Raw genomic sequence first — 19,421 nt, 5'->3', positions numbered from 1 at the left:
TTTTATTCCTTCAAGTCACTTGATTCGCTCGGTTCTCTCATTTCCTTTACTCTCTCAATTATCTCTCTAATCAAAACGTATTCATCTTCATCTATTTCCCTCTCAGCGAACATTAGGTACTTTTCATCCTCATACACGATGAAGCTTTCAGTGTACCGCTCATCTCCAGCTCGGGCTATGCAGGACAAACGTCTGCCTATTTTTTCACATATCCATATTTTTGTATTGAGCATTGCTGCGTATTGTATTAACATGGAGCTTAACTTCTCAAAATCTGACATCTCTCTCACCACGGTCGATTCTCTCAAGATACTTCTCAACCATTTCTCTGCTATTTACTCTTTCCATTTCTTTTCGTATCAATTCATTACCAATTCTCTTGGTTTCTTCCGAGGCATAGTCGTTGAGGTATTCTCTGAGCGTGAACAGAGCATTTGGCGTGCAGAATCTTTTTACGAAGCCCGGTATTGCAAATTCCATGAAGTGCTCTCCTGTTCTTCCCATTCTGTAACATGCTGTACAGAAAGATGGTATATAGCCTTCTTTGAGCAGATCCTGAATAACTTCCTCAAGAGTTCTGTTATCGCCGAGTATAAATTGGCTCTTGCGTATCTTTTCTGGGTCATCTTGCGAATACGAACCTATTCCTATGCTTGAACCGCCATCGATTTGCGAAACGCCCATTTTTAAAACTTCTTTTCTCAGTTCAGCCGGTTCGCGAGCTGTAAGAATCATTCCTGTGTATGGTACTGCAAGTCGTATTATAGCAACCAATTTTTTAAAATCTTCGTCGCTGACCTTGTAAGGTGGATGGTATGATATTTCACTTCCGACAGCAGGTTCTATTCTTGGGAATGATATCGTGTGAGGACCAACGCCGAACCTTTCTTCAAGATGAATTGTATGGTATATCAATCCCATCACTTCGTACTTCCAGTTGAACAGTCCAAAGAGTGCACCGATGCCTACATCATCTATTCCTGCAAGCATTGCTCTGTCAAGGCCATAAAGCCTCCAAGCGTAGTTGGATTTTGGACCTCTTGGGTGCAACTGTCTATATGTTGGCTGATGATAAGTTTCCTGGAATATCTGGAACGTTCCAATTCCAGCATCTTTAATGATCTTGTATCCTTCCACAGTCTGTGGTGCTGCGTTAACGTTCACTCTTCTGATCTCACCATTTCCGATTTTCGTGTCGTATATTATGCGTATCGTCTCGGCTATGAACTCGGGGCTGTACCTTGGATGTTCGCCGTAAACTACTATCAAGCGCTTGTGTCCTTTTGAGACAAGAGCTTCAACTTCCTTTCTAAGCTCGGAAAATTCGAGAGTTTTCCTGTACACTTCTGTGTTTGAACTTCTGAATCCGCAGTACACACAGTCGTTGATACAGTCATTTCCTATATAAAGAGGTGCAAAGAGCACTATTCTATTCCCGTAAATTCTCTCTTTAAGCGTTCTGGCAGCGTGGAATATTTCTTCTAAGAGTTCAGGTTCTTCAACATTCAATAGCGTTGCGACTTCTTCAGGTTCTAATCTGTTTTTGTTTAATGATTTTTCCAAAATTTCCATTACGCGCGATCTATCCGGGTTCTTTGTCTGTTCAAGAAGCTCCCATATTTCAGCCTCTGGAATAAATGTCTTTTCGGTATCGATTTCTTTTGTAAAGACATACATCTTAAATCACCTCCGTATATTCTCTTTTAAACTGCTATGCTTTTAACCTTTACTCCCTTAACATTCCCAAGTTTTCCAGTAAATGCACCAAGGTTATCGTTCGTTGTCTTTACGATAAGAAACACTATTGCTATGTTTTCATCTGGCACAGGATATCCGACTCTCAGTTTTATTATCTCAGCATATTGGTGGAGCAATTCATTTACTTTTGAGTACGCATTTTCCCTGTCGTGAACGATGATATCGACCGTGTAATATCTTTCTTCTGCTTTTCCTTCCACTCGGGAAACCTCCTTTTAGTCAGCTGTTTTGGATTTTTGCTTTTTTCTCTCTTCTTTCGTTCTGTTTGTATAGTGTGTATGCAGATAGTGATGTGCGATATGTCCGTTCGGTTCTCCGACAAACTCTTCGTAGAGCTGTATTATTTCCGGGTTTTCATGTGAACGCCTAATGACACTCATTTCGTCGATACTGTATATTGCTTTAGCGCGTTTCTTGACTATATCTGGATCCAAACTCTTAGGCTGGCCTCCACCACCTATACATCCTCCGAGACAAGCCATAACCTCTACAAAGTCGTAATGTTTCTTTCCTTCCTTTATTTCTTTCAGCAATTTCTTTGCGTTCCCTGTTCCGTTGACGATAGCGACTCTAACCTTTCTCGTCTTGAAATCGACCTCCGCTTCCCTGATTCCCTCCAAGCCTCTCACTTCGTTGAAAACCAACCTCGGAAGTTTTTCGCCTGTCAACTTTTCGTACGCGGTCCTCAGCGCAGCCTCCATAACACCACCTGTGACACCGAATATAGCACCTGCACCGGACGAAGCTCCGAGTGGGCTGTCGTGCTTTTCTTCTGGCAGGTTCACGAATGGAATGTTTTTGAATTTCAGCATCTTGGCAAACTCACGGGTGGTTATCACGTAGTCCGTTACCTTTATCCCATCTACCACGTGTTGTGCCCTTTCAATTTCGTCCTTCTTTGCTGTGCAAGGCATAACTGCTACCATAACTATATCCTCAGGTTTTACGTTAATCTTTTTTGCAAAATACTCACGAGTACTGCTCATAATCTGCATGGGGGATTTTGTAGTTGATAGATTGGGTATAAATTCTGGGAACTCCTTCTCAACCATATTTACCCAACCGGGGCAGCAGCTTGTAAACATTGGCAATGTACCGCCATTTTTGAGTCTTCCAATAAGTTCGTGTGCCTCTTCCATTATTGTCAAGTCAGCACCGAAATTTGTGTCAAATACATAATCAAATCCAAGCTTTCTAAGTGCTGCTACCATCTTTCCGGTGCTTACAGTGCCGGGTTCCATACCGAATTCTTCACCAATTGCCACACGAACAGAAGGCGCTGTTTGAGCGATGAAAACTTTTCCATTCTTATTTTCAAGCATCTTAATTAGCTTCTTCCACGTAGGAGTTTCGTATATCGCACCTACAGGACATAGATATGCACACTGTCCGCAGCTAATACAATTCGTCTCGTAGACTGGAACACCAAATTCAGTCTCTGGAATCGTCTCGTATCCACGTTCAATCATCGAATAAATGTTCATACCCTGTATTTCACTACATACACGCACGCATCGTTGGCACTTGATACATTTCTTCAGATCGCGATTTATCGAAGGACTGCTTGTATCGATATATTTTGGAAAACTCACAGGTGTACCGAAAATCGGCTGGATGTCATAGTAGTGAATGAGGTTCTGAAGTTCACATTTCCCGTCTGCTTCGCAGTACATACACTCATGCGGATGGTTTGCCATTATCAAATTCAAATTGAATCTCACCGCTTGCTCTACTCTTTCAGTGTTTGTCCAAATCTTCATTCCGTCAGAGACCTTTGTTGTACATGCTGGTTGGAGTGTCTTTGCACCTTCAATTTCAACGACGCATATACGACAAGCTCCGATAGGCTCAAGTTCTGGATGATGACATAGAGTTGGTATTTTATATCCAAACTGTGCAGCAGCTTCTAAAACAGTCTTATTTTCATCAACTTCGTAAGGTTTGTTGTTAATATATATCTTTACCACAGCCACCACCTCCCAATTTCCTCCTAGTTTTCGCAAAATAAACAAAAATCCCTCTCTCCTTTCCCAAGGAAAGAGGGATAGTATTCAATGTAAAGACAAAATCTAAAAAGGCAAAGTTGAAGCTCTAAGAAGGAATAGCCTAATTAGATGTACTTTCCACAACTTTATCAATCCCTCTTTCCTTGGTGTCAGATCGCATCCTCCACCTCAGAAAGCGCAAATAAGCGAAATTATTCACATGTCAATTGTATTATACCATATTCGGTTTTAAAATTGCAAATTCATGAAGACCGGATTTGGTTGAATTTAGTCCAAAACTGAAAAATATCTGCTCTTTTTGTGAGTTTTTTCACTTCTTGCTCTTTCATACAAAAAAGTGCCCCTGAGTTAGGGGCACTTAGAATGTTTATCTATTAATTAACACTTTCAGTTTGCTTTGCGGCTTTTCTGACAGCTTTTGACCTGTTAGTGTAATGCGTGTGCAACAAGTGGTGAGCGATGTGGCTATTTGGTTTTTCAAGGAAGTCTTCGTAAAGTTTTATGATATCCGGGTTCTCGTGAGACCTTCTTAACACGCTTAGTTCGTCGATGCTGTAGATAGCGCTTGCTCTCTTCTTGAGTATATCTGGATCGAGGTTCTTTGGCTGTCCACCGCCACCGATACAACCGCCGTAACATGCCATGATTTCGACAAAGTCGTAGTATCTTTTTCCTTCTTTCATTTCTTTAAGCACCTTCTTGACATTTGCCATTCCGTGCGCTATAGCTACTCTCAACTTTTTACCTTTAATATCGATCTCGGCTTCCCTAACACCGTCCAAACCTCTGACGCTGTCGAAGACAAGTTTTGGCAACTTTTCGCCTGTTATCACTTCGTACGCTGTTCTCAGTGCGGCCTCCATAACACCACCGGTTACACCGAAGAGCGCAGCAGCACCTGTTGATGTTCCAAGTGGGTTATCGTATTCTTCTTCTGGCAAATTCACAAATGGTATTCCCTTGAGCTTGACAAGTTTACCGAGTTCACGGGTTGTGATAACGTAATCTGTTACCTTTATGCCATCTACGAGTTGTTGCGGTCTGGTAATTTCATCCTTTTTAGCTGTACACGGCATTACCGAGACCATAACGATATCTTCTGGTTTCACACCTATCTTCTGTGCGAAGTACGTCTTTACAATGCTGCTCATCATCTGCTGTGGTGATTTTGCTGTTGACAAGTTCTCCGTAAGTTCGGGCCATTCTTTTTCCATTTCGTTTACCCAACCTGGGCAGCAGCTTGTGAACATTGGGAATTTGCCACTATTTTGCAGCCTGTGGATTAGTTCGTAACCTTCTTCCATAATCGTCAAGTCAGCAGCGAAGTTCGTATCAAATACGTAGTCGAATCCGAGTCTTCTGAGTGCTGCAACCATCTTTCCTGTGCTCACAGTTCCCGGTTCCATGCCAAACTCTTCACCGATTGCAACCCTGACTGATGGAGCTGTTTGTGCCACATATACTTTGCCCGGCTCTTTGCTGTTCAACATCTTAAGCACTTTTTTCCAATCTGGCGCTTCGTAGATAGCTCCGACAGGACACAGGTATGCACACTGTCCACAGCTTATACAATTCGTTTCGTAAACGGGTACTCCGAATTCTGTTTCTGGTAGTGATTCGTATCCACGCTCAATCATGGAGTAGATGTTCATTCCCTGAATTTCACTACACACACGGACACATCTTTGGCATTTGATACATTTTGAGAGCTCCCTGTTTATTGACGGACTGCTGACATCTATTTCTTTATCAAGATCAACATTTACACCAAATATTGGTTGAATGTCATAAATGTGTACGAGTTTCTGGAGTTCACATCTACCATCAGCTTCACAGTACATACACTCGTGTGGATGGTTTGCCATGATGAGCGAGAGGTTGAACTTGACTGCACTCTCCACTCTTTCGGTGTTTGTCTTTATTTTCATCCCATCTGCAACTTTTGTGGTACACGCTGGCTGAAGCGTTCTTGCACCTTCGATTTCAACAACGCAGATTCTACAGGCTCCGATTGGTTCGAGTTCAGGGTGATGACAGAGTGTAGGAATCTTGTATCCAAGCTCTGCTGCAGCTTCAAGGACTGTTTTGTTTTCTTGCACTTCGTAAGGCTTGTCGTTGATATGAATCGTTACCATCGGCCACCCACCTCCAAATTTGATAGAAAAGTCAAATTATTCAAAATTATTCTATCACAAAACTAAAAATTTCACAAGTTATAAATGAAAAGATTTTAGAAGAAAAGCATAAATAATGTTGATTTTCTTTCAAAATCACCTTGATATAAATAAAATTAAGCAAGTGAATTTTTCTTTAGATAATCCTTTTTTTCACGAACTTAATACATGCTCAACATATTAGAATTTTGTTGTGAAACTCAAGTAATAATCAGTTGTTATAAATGGGATGCTTATTCTTGGATCATCTGGGTTCGCGTAGTACAGAGCACTGAAATAATTGTATATGTAGTCAGTGAAAGAGTAACCTTGAATAAACCTGAGAGGACTATCAGCTCCATGCAATATTAGACGATAACCTAATTCTAAGCCTGAGTACCTGTCATAGTACCAAATGAAACCGGCTCTTGCTGTGGCATATAGGGATTTTTGGCGAGCTTCGTTCACAATCGATTCCCAGTCATCCGGTGTATTAGCCGATTGCCATACGTTTATAAGCATACCGCCTTCTATTGTCGAGAAAATTTCTATATTTTCCGTTGCCAATATTCCGGCACTTAGAAACCCACGTCCTACAAGGACTGTTACATACTCTGAACCTGGGTTAAACACGGAAACCAATCCCGTTTGAACAAAGGGCCTTACTACAACAGGACTTATGAAGAAATTTGAATGTAGATGCGTCATGTTTAGAAGTATATACATTTGATAGTTTGGATCAATGCTCTCACCTAAGTACGCCTTGTTGATAAAAAACGGGTCCCACAAATATGTTTCGTTGTTTATTACGATCCAATTAGTTGGATAGTACCTTAACTTTAGATTGAACGCACCAATTACGTCGAATAGAGGTTGTGTTGATATTTCAGAGTTTCCAAAAGAAAAACCTATAGAAGTGAACTCTACAAATAAACCTTGAGGATGCTGAGGAACAATACTTAATACAAAGTTTTCAGATGTAGATGTCGAAGTGAAAGATAATGTTGTTAAAACAATCATCAAAGTTATAACGAAAATCTTTTTCATATTGCCACCTCCTTTGTGGGCAGTATAGCGCTATTATATCACCGAACTCTTCTATTACAAAATAAGGGAGCATGATTGTGGTATAATTAGATTGCAAAAGTTTAAATTTCTTACGTAGGGAGGGTTATAAGTGAACAATTCATCGAAAATTGAGCAGTTCAGCTACTTCGAAATATCTGAAAATGCTAAGGAAAGAATAGGAAAATGCCAATTGTTTATCTTGGATATAGACGGAACATTTTATATAAGCGGTAAACTATTTGATGGTTCAAAAAGATTCTACGAAGCGATAAAGCGTCAGTCCAGAAAGATGGTTTTTCTAACAAATAACTCTAACAGAACTTTGGAAAGCTATGTCGAGGAATTCAAGGATATGGGAATCGAGATATCCAAAGAGCAGATTGTGACTGCTGGCGTAGCGACAGCTCAGTACCTTTACGATGAATTCGGAAGCAAAAAAGTGTACGTGGTTGGAACTGAAGATATAAAGCTCGAATTTCAAAACGCTGGACACCAAGTAGTAGAAGATAATCCGGAAATTGTCGTTGTCACGTTTGATAAAACCCTTACATACGAGAAATTGAAGAAAGCGACACAGTTCATTTCCAAGGGTGCTCTTTTCGTAGTAACAAACCCAGATTTAAACTGCCCATCTGACGAAGGACCTCTTCCAGATGCCGGAGCTATAGCCTCTTTGATAAGAAAAGCTTCAGGAATGTATCCAAACATTGTTTTCGGTAAGCCTGAACCTAAGTTGATAGAGATGGTTATGAAGCACAACAACGTTACAAAAGAAGAAACCTGTATGGTTGGAGACAGGCTTTACACAGATATACTCGCCGGACTGCAGGCAGGAACATTGACATGCCTTGTTTTAACTGGCGAGGCAACGTTAGAACAAGCTGAGAAAAACCCAATAAAACCACATTTGGTTGCAAAGGATATTGGAACGTTAGCTGATATAATCAACGGTGTTATATAAACTTTAGCAGAAGGTATCAGTGATGATAAAGTACGCCCTTAGAAGTAAACCTACAGAAAAACTTGTTGAACTCGCTCAAAGTGGATTGAGTGAAGCTATAGACTTGTTAATAGAAAAGTTTTATCCTATGGTCGTGAGGATAGCCTCACAGTTTTATGCACCTTGGGCGGAGTTCGACGATATAGTTCAAAACGGACTCATAGGGCTGATTAAGGCGATATTTTACTTTGAACCTGGAAAGAGTTCTTTTTCTACCTTTGCTTGGAGAAGTATAGAGTCGGAGGTAAAAACGTTCATAACTTACCAGAACAGGAAGAAAAATAAGATGCTCTCCGATTCAACAAGCATGGATTCGGTATTCGACGATGTTGACGACGAGCAGATAGATTACTTTGTTGCCGATACTGCGGCAAGCACCAACGTTGTGAGGAACACTATTTTAAGCGTTGTACACGAAGAGATTTTGGAAGCTTTGAATGAAGACGAAACTAAAATATTCGAGCTTTGGCTCGATGGTTATAGCTATAAAGAAATCGAAGAAGCGGTTGGCGTGAATTTTAAGAAGGTAGATAATACTATCCAAAAGGTTAAGAGGATTGTCAGAAGTAGGTTGAGTGCTTCGATAATGCCCTTCTTGGAAGGTTAGAAACTTGAATTCTGAAAGGAGAATAATTGAATGGCAAAGTGTATGCGATACGCCCAATCGGTGGCTGATATAGATTTTGATAAACTTCTTAATGAAGGAAAAAGGGTTTTTCTTTTTGACTTCGACAATACAATAAACATCTGGCGTTCTGAACATGTTCCGGAGGACATAGTTAAAATTTTTGAATATTTGAAATCGAAAGGTGCTTCTATTTACATTGTCTCTAATGGTAGGAGACGCAATCTTGATTATGATGTTCCTGTAATATGGCGTGCTTTGAAACCTCTAACGTTCAAGACAAAAGCCATTCTTGGGAAAGAACTTAAAGACAGGAGTAAGGTCGTTGTGATTGGGGATCAGATATTCACAGACGTACTTTTTGGAAAATTCTTAGGCGTTTGTGTTGTTAAAGTTGAGCCATTAGATAAGTCAAGAGAGTTCTTTGGAACAAAGATTTTGAGGTTTTTCGAAAAAGTTCTCAAAAAGCTCTTGTGAAGAGAGGCGATGTATATGAAGAAAATCAAACTTGGAATAGTTGGTTGTGGAATTGCGGCAAGGGAACTTCACCTTCCAGCTCTTGTTGATTTGAAGGATAAATTCGAAATTTCAGCAGTTACAAGTAGAAGGAAGGAAAGTGCGGAAGAATTCGCTCAAATGATTAAAACCCAGCTTGGATACACACCTGAGATCTTCAATTCTTACGAAGCAATGTTAGATTCGAAAAGCGTAGACGCTGTAGACTTAACTCTCCCAATTGAACTAAATGTGCCTTTTATCAAGAAGAGCATCGAAAAAGGATTTCATGTAATATGCGAAAAACCAATCTCAACAGATGTGGAAACAGGTAAAGAAATCATCGAACTTTCGACAAAGACGGACAGGGTAATATACATCGCTGAAAATTACCGCCATGATTTTAGATTCAACAAGATAAGAAACATAGTTGATGAAAATGTTATAGGTAAACCTGTCTTTGTCATCTGGCATCTATGGATAGGCATGGATAAGTCGAACAAATACGCTAAAACTGCATGGAGACAAAACCCTAAGCACATAGGTGGATTTCTATCAGACGGCGGAGTTCACCATATCGCGGCATTAAGGGTGATCTTTGGAGACATTGCGTGGGTGAGTGGAACGGTAAAGCGTGTCTCGGACTATCTTGGTGACGATGATTCACTTTCGGCAGTTTTCGAATTCAAAAACGGTGTAATTGGAAATTACACCATTTCGTACGCACTCAGTGGTCGCCAGTACTTTGAGATAGTCGGTACTAATGGCAGAATATACATGGACGAGTCGAAGATTAGAATAGTGGGGGAGCATGGAGCTGAAATCCAAATTCCAGAAGAGAATACCTTTAAAAACGAATTTCTCGATTTCTACGAAGTACTAACTCAAGGTAAACCAAATGTTCTTGGACATCCAGTGGAAGCTTTGAAAGATCTTGCATTTTTTGAAGCAGCGATACGCTCAAGAGGCATGAGAATAGAAGTTGATTCTTTGATGAAATAAAGAGCTTATGGACAAACTTTATATATCTTTGATTGATAAAGAAGCACTATTAACTCCACATGTTTACGAAAGAATGCTCGAACGAGGGATAACACTTGAAGAACTTGTTGAAATGCTTGAATCGAAAGATTCAATGGCTGTTATGCAGAAGAATTTTCGAATTAAGGTGACAAATGGTAACATCTCGGCGATTCTGCAACTTTCTGGCAGTGTTTTGTACATAATAACTGTCTTTCGTGAAAATAAAAAGAAAGCACATTAGCCCCTCTACATGAGGGGTTATTATTTTTGTACTTTGAACGAAAACTTTATTGAAAATGTCTAATGGAGTGACTGTAAGTTTCTTGTGTAACTCACGGGGGTGTTAATGTGAAAAAGCGTATTTCTGTTCTCATGCTTATGATTATCCTGATTGCAACCACGTCCTGTGTGCTATTTCAAGATAGGCAGAATCCTACCGTAAGTCTCTCAGTAAGTTACATTGTTGATATACCGAACGTCAAAGTTGCTGTAACTGTGCAGTTCTCAGACAACGATATTGTAGACAGGATAGAACTGTACGATGGTGCAAACCTTGTAGAATCAAGAACTGTCCGTAAAAAGTCTGGAACTGTGGTATTTTACCTTCCGGACGTTCCTGTACAGGAAGGAAATATTAAGAATTTTGAATTTACAGCCAAGGCTTATGATAAGTCTGGCAATGTCACTCAATCTGGCAAGGGCGAGTTAACTTTGGATTTTAACCAGCCAAAGGTGACCATTAAAAACGACTACGTGGGCAATTACGTCGAAGTAGAAGTACAAAAAGGTCCAAAACTCAATAAAATAGAAGTTTTTTCAAACAACGAGAAAGTTGGGGAGAAAGGAACAGAAATATCTGAAGGAATAGAGAGAGTGCCGGTATCTATTACCGATGATAGCACGGAGATTCTTGTGAAAGCTGTAAGTGAGTTCGGCATAGTCGGACAAACATCGAAGAATATCATCGTCGATAAAATTCCTCCACAAGCAATGATATTGACAAATATAACTGGTCCGTACGTTTCAGGTACAGTAAATATCAATATCGAGGCAACTGACCAAGTTGGCATTAGCAAGGTTGAATATTATCTTGATTCAACGAAGTTGGGTGAAAAGACTTCAGCGCCGTATTCATATTCGATTGACACGACAAGATATTCAGATGGAAGGTATACGTTTAAGGTGATAGCTTACGACTTAGCAGGAAACACAGCTGAAGCAAATATGCAGCTCGTGTTTGAGAATAACCAGCCAGGCGTGGAATTTATCTCACCGAAAGATGGAGCATATCTATCAGGAAACGCAAACATCGAAGTTTCGGCAAGTGATGGAAACGGCATTCAGAAAGTTGAACTTTACCTTAATACAACAAAAATCAACGAAATGACAGCAAGTCCCTACAGATACACACTTAACACTAAGAACTACCCAGATGGTCAGTACACACTAAGAGCAGTTGCTTACGATACTTTCGGCAAATCAAAGGAAAAGAGTATCCAGATACGTATAGATAATACATTTCCAACGGTGAATATTACAAAACCAATGAATGGTGAAGTGGTCGTAGGCTTTGTGAATGTCGAAGTTAACGCGAGTGACAACAACAAAGTGGACAAAGTTGAGCTCTATCTGGGTTTCATCAAGGTTGGAGAAAAGAAAGAGCATCCGTACACGTTTGTCGTTGATACAAGGTATTATTCAGGCTCTTACACGTTAAGAGCAATAGCGTACGATTTGGCAAATAATGAGGCTGAAAAGAGTATATCACTCAATATCAGAAGACCTGTAGAAGGGGATATAGTATGGAAATTCAAATCGAACGATAGTGTTGTAACGTGTCCCGCTATAGATTCTTACAGAAATACGATATATTTTGGCAGTGGTGACGGATATTTATACGCTGTAGGATTGAATAACGAATTCAAATGGAAGTTCAAAACGAACGCTAGGATTCAATCATCACCGGCGATAGATACTGATGGAACGATATACGTTGGTAGTGATGATGGATATCTTTATGCAATAAACCCCGATGGAACTCCAAAATGGAGTATCTCAACTGGGAATATAGTTAAAGTATCCCCTGCGATTGATTCTTCGCATGTGTATGTTGCAAACATCAGTGGGAAAGTGATGGCTATAGATAAATTTTCACCGTCGAGAATAAAATGGATTTTTTATGCCACGGGAAATATATATTCCTCCCCAGCTGTTGATTATTGGACTGTGTACATCGGTAGCGATGATGGGTACCTTTACGCAATTGACAAATTCTCGGGTTCTTTGAAGTGGAAATACAAGACAAATGGAGCTGTCCGTTCATCACCAGCGATTGGATACGACGGTACTGTGTACGTAGGTAGCGACGATGGTTGTTTATACGCAATAACGTCAGACGGGAGACTGAGATGGCAATTTCGGTCAGACGACTGGATAAGGTCGTCTCCGGTGATAGGTTCTGACGGCACAGTTTACATCGGAAGCGATGATGGATATCTATACGCCATTGGTAGAGATGGCGTTGTAAAGTGGAGATTTAAGACAAACAGCTATGTGAGATCAACGCCACTCTTAGCTTCTTGGAGTACGATATACGTTGCAAGCGATGATGGATATTTGTACGCTCTTGACGCGAATGGAAATAAGAAATGGAAATCATACATAGGTGGTAATCCTTCATCGCTGACCATTGATAACGATGGGATAATATACGTGGGAACAAGTGATGGATATCTAAAAGGTGTCTACACGTTATCTTCTGGCTTAGCTTGGAGCGACTGGCCCAAATTCAAAAAGGATTTGAAAAACACAGGATATAAATAAGAACAAGCAGGCTTTTGTGCCTGCTTGTCTTTTTTAATTGTTTCAGATGATTTTGCAAACTTCTTCAATTGGTTTCCGCATCCTATCGCCCAATTCTACCGCTGTGTGCTTTTCATTTAGAATGTCTATATTCCCCCAGTAGCCAACGGCGATGAGTGTTATAACAATTCCATTAATACCAAATAGCTCCTTTACTTTAATTGGGTCGTATCCTGCAACAGGATGTGCGATAAGTCCCATCTGTGTTGCTTGAGTTAACAAGAACCCTACGGCCGTTCCCGTGTCAAACAACGAATAGTTCCTTCTATCGCTGAGCTGACAGCCGAGTTCGTCGTCAGTATATACTATTATCATGACTGGTGCGTGTTTCATCCAGTAATTTCCTTCAGAGAGCGCAGTATGTAGCTTTTCGAGGTTCTCCTGACTCTTTACGACGATAAATCTCCATGGTTGCTTATTCATGCAAGATGGTGCGAGGTGTGCAGCTCTAATCAATTTTTCAATCTTTTCGTCATCTACAGGGTCGGGTCTTACACCTCTAAGTGCCCTGCGTAGCAATATACTATCGTTAATTTCATTATCTTCTTGTATAATTTTCCTGTATTCCTCGAGTACCTCCTCCGCATGCCCATTCACACTAACTTTCAGCCATTCTTTTCTTATCCTGCCCCATGGATCGACTATGAACGTTGAGCGAATCAATTTTCCGTCTTTCGCCGCACCGAATTGTTCAGCCACAGTTTTTTCAGGATCAGAAAGTAGCTTAACTTTTAATCCCTTCTTTGATTTAAAACTCGATATTGCGTTGCAACTGTCAGGTGATATACCAACCACGTTTCCGTTGAATTCATCTATTAGTTTTGTGAAGTCCAAACCTTCCATAGTACAACCCGGCGTGTTCGCTTTTGGGTAGAAATAGACAACTGAGTACTTGCCAAGCAAGTTCTTCCACGAAAAATCGTTTCCGTCCTCATCTTTGAGTGTAAATTGAGGGATTAATCTGTACCTCGACTCTATCATACCTCTAACCCCCTCAATGCAACTGGTGTCTTATCATTTTTGTAGGGCGCGAGCTGTTCTTCAAAGACTGGTTTGTTTGGATTCTTGTATATGACTCCAAGAGCGAGCTTTGAGGTATCCGTTGCTATTCTAAAAGCGTGTTCCCTATCGGTTGGGTCATAACTGTCAGGCAGCAAGTATGTGTTCTCTCTGTACCACTGATATGTGTTGACTTTGTTGAACGTGACACAGGGCTGGAGTATGTCTATAAGGGCATAGCCTTTGTGCTTTATAGCCATTTTGATGAGCTCAACGGTAAGCTGGAAATTTCCAGAAAAACTCCTTGCAACGAAAGAAGCATCCAACGCGACAGCTACAGCGATTGGATTAAATGGGTCTACGTAAACTCCGTCGAATTGCAGTGTAGTCACTTGTCCACGGGCTGTTGTCGGTGACGCTTGCCCTTTTGTCAAACCATATATCTGGTTGTCGTGAACTATATTCGTTATGTCAGGGTTCTTTCGTATCGTATGAATAAAATGGTTTCCTCCTTCTCCGTATGTACATCCATCACCACTTTCGGCGATGACTACAAGATTAGGGTTGACCATCTTAATCGCAACTGCGGCAGGTAAAGACCTACCATGCAGTCCATTGAACATGTTCGCCTTTACATACTGCGGCATCTTCGCAGCTTGGCCAATTCCAGAGACCAGTACAACTTGAGTTGGGTCAAGTTCCAGCTGTGCCAGGGCAGTTTTCAATTCGTTTATAATACCAAAATTTCCACAACCTGGACACCAGGCTATATCAGCATCTGGAATATCGTATATCTTTGGTTCGAACATATTACTCAACCTCCTTGGAGAGTGTTTCAACAAGTTCTTCTACAGAAAATGCAAATCCATCGTATTTCAGTATCCTGTTACTCGTGTCTATTCCAAAAGTGAGTTTAACCAAGTCTGCAAACTGACCAGTCGCATTCTGCTCAACGAATATTACTTTCTTGGCTTTTCTCAAATACTCTTCTGCGATTCTTGGTACAGGATAGACTTGTGAAAAATGTAAGAGTGCAACTTTTTCATTTCCCATCTTTTCGAGCGCTTCGCGAATTATCAACTGAGTTGAGCCCCATGCGACGATAAGGTAATCATAATTCTCATTTCCGAACAACTTCGGTGGTACGGCATCTTCCAACAACTTTTTGCCTTTCTTCAACCTCTTCTCAACCATTGTTTTTCTGACCTTAGCGCTCTCGGTTATGTGTCCGTATTCATCGTGTTCATCGCTGTCGACCCTTACTAATCCTTTACCGTAACCCGGAATACTTCTTGGAGAGATTCCATCTTCGGTTAGAAGGTAGCGTTTGTAATTCTCATCACTCTTCACTACGTAGCGTTCTATCTTTACTTCTGGCATTTCCTCCACATTGTAGAACGAATCGAGGAAGTATTCATCGGTGAGAATAAAGACTGGAACTTGATATTTATCCGCGATATTGAACGCTTTTGCACTAAGTTCATATGCTTCGCACAAGTTGCCAGGAGCGTAGATGACTCTTGGAAAGTCTCCATGCCCTGAGTAAAGCACCAGATTCAAATCTCCCTGTTCAGTCCTTGTCGGTAATCCAGTAGCTGGACCAGGTCTCTGACCAAGATGGACAACGATAGGAGTCTCTATCATTCCTGATAAACTTATCGCTTCTGTCATAAGTGCGAAACCACCGCCAGATGTTGAGACCATAGCTCTTGCACCTGCATACCAAGCTGCGATAGCCATGTTTGCCGCAGCAATTTCGTCTTCAGCTTGGTCAACCAATATACCGTACTGGTTTGACAATCTTGAAAGTTCGGTGAATACCGTAGTGGCAGGCGACATCGGGTATGAAGAGATGAAGTTACAACCACCTGCGATGGCACCCTTAGCCACTGCTTCTGAACCGTTCAAGAGATACTGTTTCTTAACCTTTTCGTTTGGCGTTATCTCGAATTTCAAACCAAGTGACTTACCAATTTCGTAACCTTTAAGCGCTGCGTTGACATTACCTTTCACAACTTCTTCATTTTTCTTTGAGAAATAGGCGCTGATATTCTTCACCAAAGCATCCTCGCTGGCGTTAATTATCCCTGCCAAGACGCCGATGGCGACAGAATTCTCGTAAATCTTATTCCCAAAACTCTCAGCTATCTCTTCGAACATGAGCGGTATCGAGTTCTTCTCTTTTTCCACATATCGCCCCTCTCCGATGATAATCGTCTCTTCTGTAATCCTTTCTCTCAGTCTTTCAATTGCATTATCGTTAAGTGGAACAAGTACGTCGATTCTGTTCACAAAAGCCTTTACAGGTTGTGATGCTATCCGGATTTCAGTTGAGTTGTTTCCGCCTCTTACTCTCGACATGTACTCTTTTGTAGCGAATACATGAAAGCCAGAGTCTTTAGCAACTCGTGTCAATATGTGCTCGACAGCTTGAATTCCCTGACCAGCCGCACCGCTCAGTACGATTGATATCTCATTTCTCTTTTCCATACTTACATCGCCTCCAATATACTTTCAAAGACTTTCTTGTTTGATTCAAAAACTTTTTCATTCATCAGATCCTCCATAGCTTTTAAATAGTGTTCGGTTTTGACATTCGGTATCAAATTATTCTTAGCTACGACTGCCAGTAATGATATGTTTTGCATCCGTACATCCGGCAAATTGTACTTAGCTCTGAAGAGTTTAATATTCCGTTCTCTTGCGACGATTTCTAATTCTTCATTTTTCAATTCTCCTTCTCTTCCCAGTCTGACAGGTAATGGTTGCCACGATGTATCATAATAGACCAACGTACCACCGTCTTTTAGGTAATTCATAGCTCTACCTGCCTCATGCCTTTCAAGTGCTAAGACTAAATCAACATCACCTGACATCGTCAGTGGAGAATTAACGTCTCCGATTCCTATATGCGAAGACACGACACCACCTCTCTGAGCAAGTCCGTGTGTGTCAACCCCTATGCAATTTTGCCCGCTGTAATCTATTGCACGTATGAGCACTTCGCTGAGAAGTCCTATTCCCTGCCCGCCGACACCGATGAGATAAATATCGAATTTTCTCATTTTGTATCACCACCAACTTCAAATTTCTCGAGTTCAAGCGCACCTGAAGGACAAACAGGAATACACGAGCCATCACCAATACACAAGTCTTCATGTACGAAAATACTCCCGTCATCTGCAATTTGGAACGACGGACATGCGAATTTGGAGATACAAACTCTTGCAAGAGTACAGGCATTTGTAACCTTCATTTGCGGTACCTTGACAATACCCTTCCGTCTTCTTTCCCTTGTGAATTTCAACATACACGGGTGCTTTGCTATGACGACGTTGAACTCCGGCGTTGATAGCGCTGTCTTCAAAATCTCTTCAAGTTTATCTTGTTGGTAAGTGTCAACTTCCCATATTTGCTTTACGCCAATCGCTCCTAAGATGTTCCTAATTTTCATTGCCTTTCCTGGATGGTCTTGGTGACCGGTCATGGCTGTTGTACCGTTTTCCATAACAACGAGTGTAAAGTTATGCCTATTGAATACAGCATTTATGATTCCAGGAATTCCTGCATGGAAGAATGTGGAATCGCCAAGGAAAGCCACGATTTTTCTCTCAGTGTTGAACAAACTCAAACCCGAAGCAGTACCAGTTGAGTGCCCCATCGAAAGTAGCACTTGTCCGACGTTGTATGGTTCTAAGAATCCCAACGTGTGACAACCGATATCTGCAACCGATATGTCATACTCGCGGAGGATTTTAGAAAGCACGTAAAAGACAGGTCTATGACCACAACCTGGACAGAGTTGTGGTGGCCTTGAGATGCTTCTAACTCTATATTCTGGAACTTTAATTTCTCTTACCAATTCAGGTATGAATTTACTCATTACTTTGAATACCTTTTCCGGTGTGTATTCGCCAATCCAATCTTCCATATCTTGTTTTCCGACAATCTTCACGTTTATACCTTCCTCGAATGCAATCGCCTTAACTTTTTCCTCGATGAAATCATCGAGCTCTTCAAGTATTTTGATCACCTTATGTGACCTAAGAAACTTTACGATTGCCTTTCGTGGGAATGGATATACCATTCCGAGCCTCAATATGTCAACTTTGTTTTTATTATCACCGAGTACATCGAGCAGTGAAAGGTAAGGTAACCCTGCGGTTATAATTCCAATCTCGCTACCGTTGTTTAAAATGTACGCGTACTTTTCGGAAACTTCTTCCCACTTCCTCAATTTTTCCAGTGCACGCCTCTTCATAACTGGTACGTTTTGCCCTATTGGGATGTACGGTCCAAGATTTTTGGGGTCAAACCTATGAGGTGTTAATTCGGTTTGTTTGTAAATTCCAAATTTGACTTTTTGCTTGAAATGGGCTGTGTGGGTTGTAAGGCGGAGGATTACAGGAGACTTGAATTCTCTTGCGTATTTAACCGCTTCGATGAACATGCTATAAACTTCTTGAGCGTCTTTTGGTTCAAACAAAGGTGTATATGAAAGTCTTGCGTAATGTCTGTTATCTTGCTCGTTTTGAGAACTATTCGCACCCGGGTCATCGCCTATTACAACAACCATACCCCCTGGTATCTCCATCATGCTTAACTGTACAAACGAATCAGCTACAACATTCATACCTACGCTTTTGAAAAAGACACACGATGTGTATCCATTCACCGCCGCACCGAAGGCGACCTCAAGGGCTACCTTTTCATTCGTGGAAAATTCGAAATAAAGCGGGGACTTTTCTTTTGGAAGTAGATTAATCGTTTCAGCTATCTCAGGTGTTGGCGAACCAGGGTACGATGTAACTACTCTAACGCCACTTTCAATCATTGCTCGCACTATCGCTGTGTTGCCAATAACAATCTCTGAAAAAGGTTCTTCTTGGAGTAATAATTGACCCAAGTTTTTCATACAACCACCCCTTATCTTCACTTTCTAATAAAAAGAGTCCGAATATAACTAAATTAGGTGTAACTTATTATAACATAAAAAGATAGACTTTGTCTACATATAAATTTTATATCGTTTTTTGAGAAATAGTGAATATAGTATACAGAAGATTTAAGATGAAATTTAGAAAAACAGTTATTTAAATCTTTATAATTTTCAAAATTCGACTATTGGCAAGTATTGAAAGTTTCATCAAGTCACCATATGATATTAGTGAAAAATCATACTGAATCTAAATATCCCCTACCTTAGAGGTGCGAAAGCTTAAAAGGGAACACCGGTGCGAATCCGGGACGGTCGGGCCACCGTGAGTGGGGACGAAACCTGCACAATGCCACTGGCTAATTCTCAAAAGGCTGGGAAGGCGCAGGGAGTAGGATGATCCACAAGTCGGGAGACCTGCCTTTAAGGAATGGGCGCCCCAAAAACCACAGATTTTTGGGGTATTTTTCTTTGAAAATTTTAAGGGGAGGCGAGA

General features: G+C 40.9%; 17 protein-coding genes and 1 riboswitch. Of the genes, 6 read left to right on the top strand and 11 right to left on the bottom strand.

Going from position 1 to position 19,421, the window contains the following annotated elements; translation table 11 throughout:
• Nucleotides 1-2 precede the first annotated feature (2 nt).
• The 6 genes from IB67_RS06650 to IB67_RS06625 all read right to left on the bottom strand — a co-directional run bounded on the left by IB67_RS06650 (nucleotide 3) and on the right by IB67_RS06625 (nucleotide 6,964).
• Nucleotides 3-254 (bottom strand): hypothetical protein, encoded by a 252-nt coding sequence (locus IB67_RS06650; protein WP_424695420.1) that lies wholly within the window; start codon nucleotides 252-254, stop codon nucleotides 3-5.
• 13 nt (nucleotides 255-267) lie between these two features.
• Nucleotides 268-1,677 carry a [FeFe] hydrogenase H-cluster radical SAM maturase HydG gene (gene hydG, locus IB67_RS06645; RefSeq protein ID WP_072758526.1) on the bottom strand — a complete coding sequence of 470 codons (1,410 nt, stop codon included), beginning with the start codon at nucleotides 1,675-1,677 and terminating at the stop codon, nucleotides 268-270.
• A gap of 26 nt (nucleotides 1,678-1,703) precedes the next feature.
• A complete protein-coding gene (locus IB67_RS06640; protein ID WP_072758528.1) occupies nucleotides 1,704-1,958 on the bottom strand; it encodes a TM1266 family iron-only hydrogenase system putative regulator in 255 nt (84 codons plus the stop codon).
• A 15-nt stretch (nucleotides 1,959-1,973) separates the two neighbouring features.
• Nucleotides 1,974-3,725, bottom strand: coding sequence for an NADH-dependent [FeFe] hydrogenase, group A6 (locus tag IB67_RS06635; protein ID WP_084634347.1), 1,752 nt, complete (start codon nucleotides 3,723-3,725; stop codon nucleotides 1,974-1,976).
• 413 nt (nucleotides 3,726-4,138) lie between these two features.
• Nucleotides 4,139-5,899 carry an NADH-dependent [FeFe] hydrogenase, group A6 gene (locus IB67_RS06630; protein WP_498875187.1) on the bottom strand — a complete coding sequence of 587 codons (1,761 nt, stop codon included), beginning with the start codon at nucleotides 5,897-5,899 and terminating at the stop codon, nucleotides 4,139-4,141.
• 219 nt (nucleotides 5,900-6,118) lie between these two features.
• A complete protein-coding gene (locus IB67_RS06625; protein WP_072758533.1) occupies nucleotides 6,119-6,964 on the bottom strand; it encodes a hypothetical protein in 846 nt (281 codons plus the stop codon).
• Between the two features lie 130 nt (nucleotides 6,965-7,094).
• Here IB67_RS06625 and IB67_RS06620 point away from each other — a divergent pair, with 130 nt between their 5' ends.
• The 6 genes from IB67_RS06620 (at nucleotide 7,095) to IB67_RS06595 (ending at nucleotide 12,951) form a co-directional block, all read left to right on the top strand.
• Complete coding sequence (locus IB67_RS06620) at nucleotides 7,095-7,946, top strand: HAD-IIA family hydrolase (protein ID WP_084634348.1); 852 nt, start codon at nucleotides 7,095-7,097, stop codon at nucleotides 7,944-7,946.
• A 22-nt stretch (nucleotides 7,947-7,968) separates the two neighbouring features.
• The gene (locus IB67_RS06615; RefSeq protein ID WP_339747339.1) at nucleotides 7,969-8,592 is read left to right on the top strand and encodes a sigma-70 family RNA polymerase sigma factor; all 624 of its coding nucleotides are present in this window, start codon (nucleotides 7,969-7,971) and stop codon (nucleotides 8,590-8,592) included.
• A gap of 30 nt (nucleotides 8,593-8,622) precedes the next feature.
• Entirely contained in the window at nucleotides 8,623-9,087 is a 465-nt protein-coding gene (locus tag IB67_RS06610) for a YqeG family HAD IIIA-type phosphatase (RefSeq protein WP_143145264.1), read from the top strand.
• A gap of 15 nt (nucleotides 9,088-9,102) precedes the next feature.
• Entirely contained in the window at nucleotides 9,103-10,107 is a 1,005-nt protein-coding gene (locus IB67_RS06605; RefSeq protein ID WP_072758537.1) for a Gfo/Idh/MocA family protein, read from the top strand.
• 7 nt (nucleotides 10,108-10,114) lie between these two features.
• Nucleotides 10,115-10,369, top strand: a complete 255-nt coding sequence (locus IB67_RS06600) for a DUF4258 domain-containing protein (protein ID WP_072758539.1) — start codon at nucleotides 10,115-10,117, stop codon at nucleotides 10,367-10,369.
• Nucleotides 10,370-10,476: 107 nt separating this feature from the next.
• Nucleotides 10,477-12,951 carry a beta-alanine-activating enzyme beta-propeller domain-containing protein gene (locus tag IB67_RS06595; protein WP_498875186.1) on the top strand — a complete coding sequence of 825 codons (2,475 nt, stop codon included), beginning with the start codon at nucleotides 10,477-10,479 and terminating at the stop codon, nucleotides 12,949-12,951.
• Nucleotides 12,952-12,993: 42 nt separating this feature from the next.
• On the opposite strand, the gene IB67_RS06590 is transcribed toward IB67_RS06595, so the two are convergent.
• The 5 genes from IB67_RS06590 to IB67_RS06570 are packed head-to-tail and all read right to left on the bottom strand — an operon-like array spanning nucleotide 12,994 to nucleotide 18,904.
• Nucleotides 12,994-13,971, bottom strand: a complete 978-nt coding sequence (locus IB67_RS06590; RefSeq protein WP_072758544.1) for a redoxin domain-containing protein — start codon at nucleotides 13,969-13,971, stop codon at nucleotides 12,994-12,996.
• Nucleotides 13,968-14,798 (bottom strand): thiamine pyrophosphate-dependent enzyme, encoded by an 831-nt coding sequence (locus IB67_RS06585; RefSeq protein WP_072758546.1) that lies wholly within the window; start codon nucleotides 14,796-14,798, stop codon nucleotides 13,968-13,970. The genes IB67_RS06590 and IB67_RS06585 overlap by 4 nt, the downstream gene beginning before the upstream one ends.
• 1 nt (nucleotide 14,799) lies before the next feature.
• Nucleotides 14,800-16,479: a 2-oxoacid:acceptor oxidoreductase subunit alpha gene (locus tag IB67_RS06580; RefSeq protein WP_072758548.1), complete on the bottom strand. Its 1,680-nt coding sequence runs from the start codon at nucleotides 16,477-16,479 to the stop codon at nucleotides 14,800-14,802.
• A 2-nt stretch (nucleotides 16,480-16,481) separates the two neighbouring features.
• Nucleotides 16,482-17,054, bottom strand: coding sequence for a 2-oxoacid:acceptor oxidoreductase family protein (locus IB67_RS06575; RefSeq protein ID WP_072758550.1), 573 nt, complete (start codon nucleotides 17,052-17,054; stop codon nucleotides 16,482-16,484).
• Nucleotides 17,051-18,904, bottom strand: coding sequence for a thiamine pyrophosphate-dependent enzyme (locus IB67_RS06570; RefSeq protein WP_498875185.1), 1,854 nt, complete (start codon nucleotides 18,902-18,904; stop codon nucleotides 17,051-17,053). Before IB67_RS06570 ends, IB67_RS06575 begins: the two co-directional genes overlap by 4 nt.
• A 274-nt stretch (nucleotides 18,905-19,178) precedes the next feature.
• A riboswitch (cobalamin riboswitch) is annotated at nucleotides 19,179-19,364 on the top strand.
• The last annotated feature ends 57 nt before the right edge of the window (nucleotides 19,365-19,421 follow it).

Source organism: Fervidobacterium riparium (assembly GCF_025370035.1).
Taxonomy (GTDB): domain Bacteria; phylum Thermotogota; class Thermotogae; order Thermotogales; family Fervidobacteriaceae; genus Fervidobacterium; species Fervidobacterium gondwanense.
The sequence above is the reverse complement of the archived record's forward strand: the minus strand, read 5'-3'. Positions and strand labels throughout refer to the sequence as shown.

Excerpts from the sequence above, each read along its gene's own strand:
- IB67_RS06615 (WP_339747339.1), top strand. The coding sequence starts at position 7,969 with ATGATAAAGTACGCCCTTAGAAGTAAACCTACAGAAAAACTTGTTGAA.
- IB67_RS06625 (WP_072758533.1), bottom strand. The coding sequence starts at position 6,964 with ATGAAAAAGATTTTCGTTATAACTTTGATGATTGTTTTAACAACATTA.
- IB67_RS06590 (WP_072758544.1), bottom strand. The coding sequence starts at position 13,971 with ATGATAGAGTCGAGGTACAGATTAATCCCTCAATTTACACTCAAAGAT.
- IB67_RS06605 (WP_072758537.1), top strand. The coding sequence starts at position 9,103 with ATGAAGAAAATCAAACTTGGAATAGTTGGTTGTGGAATTGCGGCAAGG.
- IB67_RS06580 (WP_072758548.1), bottom strand. The coding sequence starts at position 16,479 with ATGGAAAAGAGAAATGAGATATCAATCGTACTGAGCGGTGCGGCTGGT.
- IB67_RS06600 (WP_072758539.1), top strand. The coding sequence starts at position 10,115 with ATGGACAAACTTTATATATCTTTGATTGATAAAGAAGCACTATTAACT.
- IB67_RS06575 (WP_072758550.1), bottom strand. The coding sequence starts at position 17,054 with ATGAGAAAATTCGATATTTATCTCATCGGTGTCGGCGGGCAGGGAATA.
- IB67_RS06570 (WP_498875185.1), bottom strand. The coding sequence starts at position 18,904 with ATGAAAAACTTGGGTCAATTATTACTCCAAGAAGAACCTTTTTCAGAG.
- IB67_RS06585 (WP_072758546.1), bottom strand. The coding sequence starts at position 14,798 with ATGTTCGAACCAAAGATATACGATATTCCAGATGCTGATATAGCCTGG.
- IB67_RS06630 (WP_498875187.1), bottom strand. The coding sequence starts at position 5,899 with ATGGTAACGATTCATATCAACGACAAGCCTTACGAAGTGCAAGAAAAC.
- IB67_RS06650 (WP_424695420.1), bottom strand. The coding sequence starts at position 254 with ATGTTAATACAATACGCAGCAATGCTCAATACAAAAATATGGATATGT.
- hydG (WP_072758526.1), bottom strand. The coding sequence starts at position 1,677 with ATGTATGTCTTTACAAAAGAAATCGATACCGAAAAGACATTTATTCCA.
- IB67_RS06610 (WP_143145264.1), top strand. The coding sequence starts at position 8,623 with ATGGCAAAGTGTATGCGATACGCCCAATCGGTGGCTGATATAGATTTT.